This is a genomic window from Saccharopolyspora antibiotica (assembly GCF_047200635.1).
Classification (GTDB): Bacteria; Actinomycetota; Actinomycetes; order Mycobacteriales; family Pseudonocardiaceae; genus Saccharopolyspora_C.
On sequence record NZ_JBJZOI010000030.1, the window covers coordinates 54,306 to 63,542 of the forward strand.

Genomic DNA, 9,237 nt, shown 5'->3' on the forward strand with positions numbered 1-9,237 from the left:
CGGTGATCTTGGCAAATGCCGATCGGATGAAGGATCTCGACACGAACGGGCCGCGGAACGTTGACTGCACGTGTCGTGGGGATCTCATCGGATGAGCGGTGCGCGCGGTGGCGCGCGGCGCGATGTGGGAGGGGCGCATGTCCGGGTACGGGACGTTCGGGAGCAGCCTGCGGGACCTGCCGAGGTTGCGGCAGTCCAAGCGGGGCCGGGTCTCCAGCTGGGACCGCACGGGGGGCAACACCGACAACATCCGGTTGCAGCCGGGGGAGAGCCGCGAGCTCGCTCGCCTCTCCGGGCCGGGCGCGGTCACCCACCTGTGGTGCACCGTGGCGGTGGAGGACGGGCCGCACCGGCCGGAGGTCGAGGGCGACTACCTGCGGCGGCTCGTCCTCAAGATCACCTGGGACGACGCGGCGCACCCGAGCGTGCTGGTGCCGCTGGGGGACTTCTTCGGCATCGGCCACGGGCGCACCGAGAACTTCGTCTCCGCGCCGCTGCAGATGAGCCCGCAGGACGGCAAGGGCTTCAACTGCTGGTTCGCGATGCCCTTCGCCGAGGGCGCCCGGTTCGAGCTGATCAGCGAGATGAGCCTGAAGCCGGTGATCTTCTACTACTACATCGACTACGAGCAGTACCACCGGGCGGATCCGGAGCTGGGCTACTTCCACGCGCAGTGGCGCCGCGAGGACCCCGCCGACGGGGTGGAGCAGGGCGACCAGACCAACGACGAGTTCCTGTTCGGCGGGATCAACCTCGACGGCGCGGGCAACTACGTGCTCCTGGAGGCCGAGGGACGCGGGCACTACGTCGGTTCGGTGCTCAACGTGCACAACCTGCGCTCCACGACGGACTGGAACTGGTACGGCGAGGGCGATGACATGATCTTCATCGACGGCGAGCCCTGGCCGCCCCGGCTGCACGGCACCGGCACCGAGGACTACTTCAACACCGCCTGGTGCCCCAGCCAGCCCTACCACGCGCCGTACCACGGGCTCACGCTGCCGGGCGGGCGGAACTGGAGCGGGCAGGTCTCCTACTACCGCTTCCACGTGGAGGACCCGATCACCTTCGAGTCCTCGATCAAGGTGAGCATCGAGCACGGGCACGCGAACAAGCGCTCCGACGACATCTCCTCGGTGGCGTACTGGTACCAGACGCTGCCCTCCCGCCCGTTCGGCTTGCTCCCGGTGCACGAGCGGCTCCCGCACCCCCTCTGATCCTCGCCCCGGGATCGGCTCCCGCGCCGGACACCGCTGTCCGCGCCGGGCGCCCCGCTCCCGCCACCGAGCACGGGCCGAGGACCTCGCGGGGACCGGTCAGCCCTCGTCCTCGGCGCCGCGCCCGCGCACGGTCAGGGCCCCCAGCACCGCCACGTCCACGGCGATGATCAGCAATGACCACAGCGGCTGGTACGGGATGAACAGGAACGCCGCCAGCGCGCTCGCCCCCACCACGAGCACCGCCGGGACCCGGGTCCCGCGCCGGCCGGTCAGCAGCGCCGAACCGGCCGCCACCGCCAGCGCGCCCAGCGCCAGGTGCGCCCAGCCCCAGCCCGGCACGTCGTAGCTGAACACGTAGCTGCCGAGCACCACCGCGTAGGACTCCTGGACCAGCGTCGCCAGCGCCACGAGCACGTGGAACGCCCCGATGAGCACCGTCGCCACCCCGGCGAACCGCACCGGCCCGTCGTCCCGGCGCACCGCGTGCGCACCGTGCCCGGCCTGAGCCATGCGGCACCTCCCCTCCGCGGCGGCGCGGACGCCGGATCCCGCGCCGAGGCCCGGATCCGGACACCTCAGGACAACGCACGCGGAGCCGGGCTCCCAGGGGCGGAGGTCCCCGCACCGGCGCCGATGCCGTGACGGGGAGTGTCGGTCGCGCACGTAGGGTGGAGCCGTGGCCGACCCGTCGACGTACCGACCCGCTCCCGGGACCATCCCGGACGCTCCCGGCGTGTACCGCTTCCACGACGCCGAAGGGCGGATCATCTACGTCGGCAAGGCGAAGAGCCTGCGCAGCAGGCTGGCCAACTACTTCGCCGACCTCTCCGGCCTGCACCCGAGGACGCGGCGGATGGTCACGACCGCCACCGGGGTGCGCTGGACGGTGGTCGGCACCGAGGTGGAGGCGTTGCAGCTGGAGTACTCCTGGATCAAGGAGTACGACCCGCGGTTCAACGTCCGCTACCGGGACGACAAGTCCTACCCGGTGCTCGCCGTGACCCTGCACGAGGAGTACCCGCGGCTGCACGTCTACCGGGGCCCGCGCCGCAAGGGCGTGCGCTACTTCGGCCCCTACGCGCACGCCTGGGCGATCCGCGAAACGCTCGACACGCTGCTGCGGGTGTTCCCGGCCCGCACCTGCTCCAGCGGGGTGTTCAAGCGGCACGGCCAGATCGGCCGGCCCTGCCTGCTCGGCTACATCGGCAAGTGCTCGGCCCCCTGCGTGGGGCGCGTCGACGCCGAGGAGCACCGGTCGATCGTCGAGGACTTCTGCGACTTCCTCAGCGGCCGCACCGACACCCTGATGCGCAAGCTGGACCGCGAGATGCGGCAGGCCTCCGCCGAGCTGGAGTTCGAGCGCGCCGCCCGGCTGCGCGACGACCTCGAGGCGCTGCGCCGCGCGATGGAGAAGCAGGCGGTGGTGCTCGGCGACGGCACCGACGCCGACGTGATCGCCTTCGCCAAGGACGAGCTGGCCGCCGCCGTGCAGGTCTTCCACATCCGCGGTGGCCGGGTGCGCGGCCAGCGCGGCTGGGTGATCGACCTGGAGGCCGAGACCGACCTCGCCGAGCTCACCGGCCGCTTCCTCACCCAGTTCTACGGCGAGCAGGCCGCGCTGGCCGACCAGGCCGACGCGGGCGGCACCCCGGTGCCGCGCGAGGTGCTGGTGCCGGAGGTTCCCGAGGACGCCGGGGCGCTGGGGCAGTGGCTCAGCGAGCTGCGCGGCAGCCGCGTCGACCTGCGGGTCCCGCAGCGCGGGGACAAGCGGACCCTGATGGAGACGGTGGAGCGCAACGCCAAGGAGGCCTTCACCCAGTACAAGCTGCGTCGCGCGGGTGATCTCACCGCCCGCTCGGCGGCGCTGCAGGAGCTGCAGGAGGCGCTGGAGCTCGACACCGCCCCGCTGCGGATCGAGTGCGTGGACGTCAGCCACGTGCAGGGCAGCGACGTGGTCGCCTCGCTGGTGGTGTTCGAGGACGGGGTGCCGCGCAAGTCCGAGTACCGCAGGTTCTCGGTGCGCGAGGGAGCCGAGGGCGGTGACGTGGGCTCGATCGACGAGGTCGTCCGCCGCCGTTTCGCCCGCTACCTCAAGGAGACCGCGCGGTCCGGTCCGGACGGTGCCGACGAGGAGTCCGGAGTGGACGGCACCGGCGAGGGGCTCGGAGCGGACCGGGGGGAGCCGCCCGCCGAGGGAGAGCCGGCGGACGGGACCGCGCCCGGGATCGACCCCGAGACCGGCCGCCCCCGCAGGTTCGCCTACCCGCCGAACCTGCTGGTCATCGATGGTGGTGCTCCGCAGGCCAACGCCGCCGCCGACGCGCTCACCGAGCTCGGCATCACCGACGTCGCCGTGATCGGCCTCGCCAAGCGCCTCGAAGAGGTGTGGCTGCCCGCCGAACCCGACCCGGTGATCCTGCCCCGCACCAGCGAGGCGCTGTACCTGTTGCAGCGGGTGCGCGACGAGGCGCACCGGTTCGCGATCACCTACCACCGGCAGAAGCGCTCCAAGCGGCTCAGCCGGTCCGTCCTCGATTCCGTCACCGGGCTTGGGGAGGCCCGGAAGTCCGCCCTGCTCAAGCACTTCGGTTCGGTGCGCAGGCTCCGGCAGGCCGGGATCGAGGACATCATGGCGGTGCCCGGCTTCGGCAGGCGCACCGCCGAGTCCGTGTGCGCGGCCCTGGCGTCCGACGCCGGGGCAGGCGGGGGAGATACCAGCGCTGAAGGGGAGAATCAGTGAGCGAGGAGAAGTCGGGCATCGAGGTCGCGGTCGTCAGCGGCCTTTCCGGCGCGGGGCGCAGCACCGCGGCGAAGTGCCTGGAGGACTTGGGCTGGTTCGTCGTGGACAACCTGCCACCCGAGCTGATCGCGACGATGGTGGAGCTGGGGGCGCGCTCCAGCGGCGCGATCACCCGCGTCGCGGTCGTGATGGACGTGCGCAGCCGCGCGTTCACCGAGGACCTCGGTTCGGTGATCAAGGACCTGGACGCCCGCGGCTACAAGCCGAAGGTGCTGTTCCTGGAGGCCACCGACGAGGTCCTGATCCGCCGCTTCGAGCAGGTGCGCCGCGGCCATCCGCTGCAGGGCGAGGGACGGCTCGCCGACGGCATCGCCAACGAGCGCGCGCTGCTCTCGCGGCTGCGCTCGGAGGCGGACCTCGTGGTGGACACCACCGGGTTGTCCGTGCACCAGCTGCGCACCAAGATCGAGGACGCCTTCGGCACCGAGGCCGAGACCCGCACCCGGGTCACCGTGCTGTCCTTCGGCTACAAGTACGGCCTGCCGATGGACGCCGACCTGGTGATGGACTGCCGGTTCCTGCCGAACCCGTTCTGGATCCCCGAGCTGCGCGAGTTCAACGGCCTCGACGAGGAGGTCCGCAACTACGTGCTCGGCCAGGAGGGCGCCGAGGAGTTCCTGGAGAGCTACCAGGGCTTGCTGCGGCTGGTCGGCGCCGGCTACCACCGCGAGGGCAAGCGGTACCTGACGTTGGCGCTCGGCTGCACCGGAGGCAAGCACCGCAGCGTCGCGCTCGTCGAGGAGATGGCCCGCAGGCTCGCCGACGACGAAGGGATGATGGTCAAGACCGTCCACCGGGACCTGGGGCGCGAGTGAGCACTGGCGCACCACCGAACGACCCGTCCGCCGAGCGCCCGCTGCGCGCGGTCGCGCTCGGCGGCGGTCACGGCCTGCAGGCGACGCTCGGCGCGCTGACCCTGCTGACCCCCGACGTCACCGCCGTGGTCACCGTCGCCGACGACGGCGGTTCCTCCGGGCGGCTGCGCCGCGAACTCGGCATGTTGCCGCCCGGTGACTTGCGCAAGGCGCTCGCCGCGCTGGCCGCGCCGGACGACAACGGCAAGCGCTGGGCGGAGGTCTTCCAGCACCGCTTCGGCGGAAACGGCGCGCTCGCCGGGCACGCCGTCGGAAACCTGCTGCTCGCCGGACTGCTCGACGTGGTCGGCGATCCCGTCGAGGTGCTCGACGAGGCCTGCCGGCTGGTCGGCGCCCGTGGCCGGGTGCTGCCGATGTCCACCGAGCCGCTCGACATGGAGGCCGAGGTCGTCGGTCTCGACGCGGACCCGGAGGCGGTGCGCACCATCCGCGGCCAGGTCGCCATCGCGAGCACCCCCGGCCGGGTCAAGCAGGTCCGCCTCGCCGCGACCAACGGCGGGCCGGGCACCCCGCGCGGCTGCCCCCAGGCGGTGCGGGCCGTGCTCGACGCCGACGTCGTGTTGCTCGGGCCAGGTTCCTGGTTCACCAGCGTGCTGCCGCACCTGCTGGTCCCGGAGCTGCACGAGGCGCTCGTGACGACCACCGCGAGCCGCGTCGTGGTGCTCAACCTGATCCCACAACCGGGCGAAACCGCGGGTTTCTCCCCGGAGCAACATCTCGACGTACTCTCGCAGCACGCACCGCGGCTGACCGTGGACGCTGTTCTGGCGGACACCGGATCGGTGCCGACACCTGATCGGCTTCGCGCTGCGGCGACCGGGCTGGGTGCGCAAACTCTGCTCGACACCGTGGCCTCGCCCGCCGCACCGGGCAGGCACGATCCGGAGGCGCTCGCGGCGAGCCTGGCGGCCGCGTTGGAGAGGAGGAGTGACCGGTGGCGATGACCGCAGCGGTCAAGGACGAACTGAGCCGGTTGCCGGTGACCAAGACCTGCTGCCGCAGATCCGAGGTCTCCTCGCTGCTGCGGTTCGCGGGTGGGCTGCACATCGTCGCCGGCCGCGTCGTGGTGGAGGCCGAGCTCGACAGCGGTTCCTCGGCCCGCAGGCTCCGCAAGGAGGTGCACGAGCTGTTCGGGCACCACTCCGACGTCCACATGATCACCTCCGGCGGCCTGCGCAAGGGCACCCGGTACGTGGTGCGGGTGGTCAAGGACGGCGAGAGCCTGGCCCGCCAGACCGGCCTGCTCGACCCGAGGGGCCGTCCGGTGCGCGGGCTGCCCGCGCACGTCGTCTCCGGCGGCTCGTGCGATTCGGAGTCGGCCTGGCGCGGGGCGTTCCTCGCGCACGGCTCGCTCACCGAACCCGGCCGCTCCTCGGCGCTGGAGGTGACCTGCCCCGGACCGGAGGCGGCGCTCGCCCTGGTCGGTGCGGCGCGACGGCTCGGGGTGCAGGCCAAGTCCCGCGAGGTGCGCGGGGCGGACCGGGTCGTGGTCCGCGACGGCGACGCGATCGGCGCGCTGCTGACGAAGCTCGGGGCGCACTCCAGCGTGCTGTCCTGGGAGGAGCGCCGGATGCGCCGCGAGGTGCGGGCCACCGCGAACCGGCTCGCGAACTTCGACGACGCGAACCTGCGCCGCTCGGCGCGGGCCGCCGTCGCGGCCGCCGCCCGGGTGCAGCGGGCGCTGGACCTGCTCGGGCCGACCGCGCCCGATCACCTGCTGGTGGCGGGTCGGCTCCGGCTCGCGCACCGGCAGGCCTCGCTGGAAGAGCTCGGCCAGCTCGCCGACCCGCCGATGACCAAGGACGCGGTCGCGGGCCGGATCCGCCGCCTGCTGGCGATGGCGGACAAGCGGGCCCGGGAGCTCAACCTCCCGGACACGGAATCGGCGGTGACCTCGGAGCTGCTGGAAGCCGAGGTCTGATCGGCCGCGAGACGGCCCCTCCCGCGCGCCGGGAGGGGCCGTCGTGCGTCCGGATCACTTGTTGTAGACGGCGATGTAGTCCACGAGCATCGGGTGCCCGTCGGTGGTGGCCTCGGTCGGCGTGGTGATTCCGGAGTTCTTGTCCGGGAACTGGCCGCCGATCGCGACGTTGAGCAGCACGAAGTAGCCCTCGTGCGAGGTCATGCTCTGCCACGCCGCCGGGGCGACGTCGCTCTCGGAGACCGAGTGGTACCGCTGGCCGTCGACGTACCAGCGCAGTTCCTCGACCTCGCCGCTGCGGTCCCACTCGAACCGGTAGGTGTGGAAGGCCTCTTGGCAGGTGCTGTCCGGGCATTCCCGGTTCGCGGCCAGGCCGTCGGTCTCGTCGCAGGAGCCGCCGGGGGAGACGTCGCAGTGCAGCACGCCGTAGACCCGGTTCTCCGCGTTGACGTTCTCCATGATGTCGAACTCGCCGATCGTGGGCCAGGACCAGAGGTCCTCGCGGTACGGCGATCCCAGCGCCCAGAACGCGGGCCAGTAGCCCAGCGCCTGATCGGTGGCGACGTCCGGCATCCGGATCCGGCCCTCGATGCGCAGCACGCCGCCCTCGGCCGCCTTGAAGTCGCCGCGCTGGGTCTCGATCCGCGAGGAGGTCCAGTTCCCGGACTCGTCCTGGCGCGGAGTGATCGCCAGGTTGCCGTCGCCGTCCTGCCGCAGGTTGGACGGGTCGTCGGTGTAGGTCTGGATCTCCCCGGTCCCCCAGCCGTCGGGCCCGCCCGGGTAGCCGCGTCCGGTGTCGATCTTCCAGTCCTCGCCGGGCGCGGTGCCCGCCTCGCCGGTGAAGTCGTCGCCGAAGGTGAGCGTCCAGCCCTCTTCCGGCGGTGGGACCTCCGCCCCGGCGGGGGCGTTGACCAGAGCGGTGAGGCCGAGACCCGCGGCGAGCGCGGCGGCGGCCACGCGGCCGCGCCGCCGGAACCGGCCCTCGTTCGTGTGCCGCGGCTTTCCGGGCAGCGCCATGCGGAGTCCTCCCTGCCATCGGGTCCGGCCGGGTGCCGGGCCTCGCGGCCGCGCCTACCGGCGCGGAGATGCCGATCACGACCGACGGGGACCATTCTTGGGAGCGCTCTCACCCCTGGTCAACCGGCGTGTGCAGCACGACGGGGCACCCGAAAGGCAGAACGACCGGTTCGGTCGGGTGATCTTGGAGATGGCGTTCGCGAGGTCCGCGGAGATTCGCCTGAAAGGCGAGCGCCCAGCCGTCTCCGCAGTTGGCGCGGCCAGATAGGGTGCGATCGAGTCCATCAACCGCTCACCCGTCGCGTTGACGCGGCAGGGTCAGTTACGAGGAGATAGGCGTGACCGTTCGCGTAGGCATCAACGGCTTCGGTCGCATCGGTCGGAACTTCTGGCGGGCGGCTGCCGCCAGCGACCACGACATCGAGATCGTGGCCGCCAACGACCTGGGCGACGTCGCGACCATGGCCCACCTGCTCAAGTACGACAGCGTCCTCGGGCGCCTCGAGCAGGACGTGAAGGTCACCGGCGAGGGCATCGAGGTGGGCGGCAAGCCGATCAAGATCCTGGCCGAGCGGGACCCGGGCAAGCTGCCCTGGGGCGACCTGGGCGTGGACGTGGTCGTGGAGTCCACCGGCTTCTTCACCAACGCGGCCGACGCCCGCAAGCACGTCGACGAGGGCGGCGCCAAGAAGGTCGTCATCTCCGCGCCCGCCAAGGGCGAGGACCTCACCGTGGTGCTCGGCGTCAACGACGACAAGTACGACGGCTCGCAGACGATCATCTCGAACGCCTCCTGCACCACGAACTGCCTGGCCCCGATGGTGAAGGTGCTGGACGACACCTTCGGCATCCAGCGCGGCCTGATGACCACGGTGCACGCCTACACCGCGGACCAGAACCTGCAGGACGGGCCGCACAAGGACCTGCGCCGCGCCCGCGCCGCCGCCGTCAACGTGGTGCCGACCAGCACCGGTGCGGCCAAGGCCATCGGCCTGGTGCTGCCGGAGCTCAACGGCAAGCTCGACGGCTACGCCATGCGCGTGCCCGTGCCCACCGGATCGGTCACCGACCTCACCGCGACCGTGGGCAAGGAGACCTCCGTCGAGGAGGTCAACGCCGCGTTCCGCGCCGCCGCCGGGGACGGCCGCCTCAAGGGCGTGCTGCGCTACAGCGAGGACCCGATCGTCTCCAGCGACATCGTCACGGACCCGGCCTCGACCGTGTTCGACGCGCCGCTGACCAAGGTCATCGGCGACCAGGTCAAGATCGTCGGCTGGTACGACAACGAGTGGGGCTACTCCAACCGCCTCGCCGACCTCTCCGCCCTGATCGGCTCGAAGCTCTCCTGATCCCGCCGCCGACCCGCCCCGGTGGCGGGTCGGCGCCCCGGGGGGGGGGGGGGGG

Annotated in this window: 8 protein-coding genes; 6 read left to right on the forward strand and 2 right to left on the reverse strand. The window is 72.1% G+C overall.

Annotation, left to right across the window (positions count from 1 at the left end):
• The first annotated feature begins 137 nt into the window (after window positions 1–137).
• Window positions 138–1,217: a glycoside hydrolase family 172 protein gene (locus ACL03H_RS21710; RefSeq protein ID WP_412813138.1), complete on the forward strand. Its 1,080-nt coding sequence runs from the start codon at window positions 138–140 to the stop codon at window positions 1,215–1,217.
• A gap of 99 nt (window positions 1,218–1,316) precedes the next feature.
• On the opposite strand, the gene ACL03H_RS21715 is transcribed toward ACL03H_RS21710, so the two are convergent.
• Complete coding sequence (locus tag ACL03H_RS21715) at window positions 1,317–1,730, reverse strand: DUF7144 family membrane protein (protein WP_412813139.1); 414 nt, start codon at window positions 1,728–1,730, stop codon at window positions 1,317–1,319.
• A 166-nt stretch (window positions 1,731–1,896) separates the two neighbouring features.
• Between ACL03H_RS21715 and uvrC the strand changes: the two genes are divergently transcribed.
• Genes uvrC through whiA form a run of 4 tightly spaced genes read left to right on the forward strand, consistent with a single transcriptional unit; the run spans window position 1,897 to window position 6,816 of the window.
• Window positions 1,897–3,960 carry an excinuclease ABC subunit UvrC gene (gene uvrC / locus ACL03H_RS21720; protein WP_412813140.1) on the forward strand — a complete coding sequence of 688 codons (2,064 nt, stop codon included), beginning with the start codon at window positions 1,897–1,899 and terminating at the stop codon, window positions 3,958–3,960.
• Entirely contained in the window at window positions 3,957–4,835 is an 879-nt protein-coding gene (gene rapZ, locus ACL03H_RS21725; protein ID WP_184478207.1) for an RNase adapter RapZ, read from the forward strand. Before uvrC ends, rapZ begins: the two co-directional genes overlap by 4 nt.
• A 41-nt stretch (window positions 4,836–4,876) precedes the next feature.
• Entirely contained in the window at window positions 4,877–5,839 is a 963-nt protein-coding gene (locus ACL03H_RS21730; RefSeq protein ID WP_412813148.1) for a gluconeogenesis factor YvcK family protein, read from the forward strand.
• The gene (gene whiA, locus ACL03H_RS21735) at window positions 5,830–6,816 is read left to right on the forward strand and encodes a DNA-binding protein WhiA (protein ID WP_184478208.1); all 987 of its coding nucleotides are present in this window, start codon (window positions 5,830–5,832) and stop codon (window positions 6,814–6,816) included. Before ACL03H_RS21730 ends, whiA begins: the two co-directional genes overlap by 10 nt.
• A 54-nt stretch (window positions 6,817–6,870) precedes the next feature.
• On the opposite strand, the gene ACL03H_RS21740 is transcribed toward whiA, so the two are convergent.
• Entirely contained in the window at window positions 6,871–7,833 is a 963-nt protein-coding gene (locus ACL03H_RS21740) for a glycoside hydrolase family 16 protein (RefSeq protein WP_412813141.1), read from the reverse strand.
• A 338-nt stretch (window positions 7,834–8,171) separates the two neighbouring features.
• On the opposite strand from ACL03H_RS21740, the gene gap reads away from it, so the two are divergent.
• Window positions 8,172–9,182 carry a type I glyceraldehyde-3-phosphate dehydrogenase gene (gap, locus tag ACL03H_RS21745; RefSeq protein ID WP_412813142.1) on the forward strand — a complete coding sequence of 337 codons (1,011 nt, stop codon included), beginning with the start codon at window positions 8,172–8,174 and terminating at the stop codon, window positions 9,180–9,182.
• The last annotated feature ends 55 nt before the right edge of the window (window positions 9,183–9,237 follow it).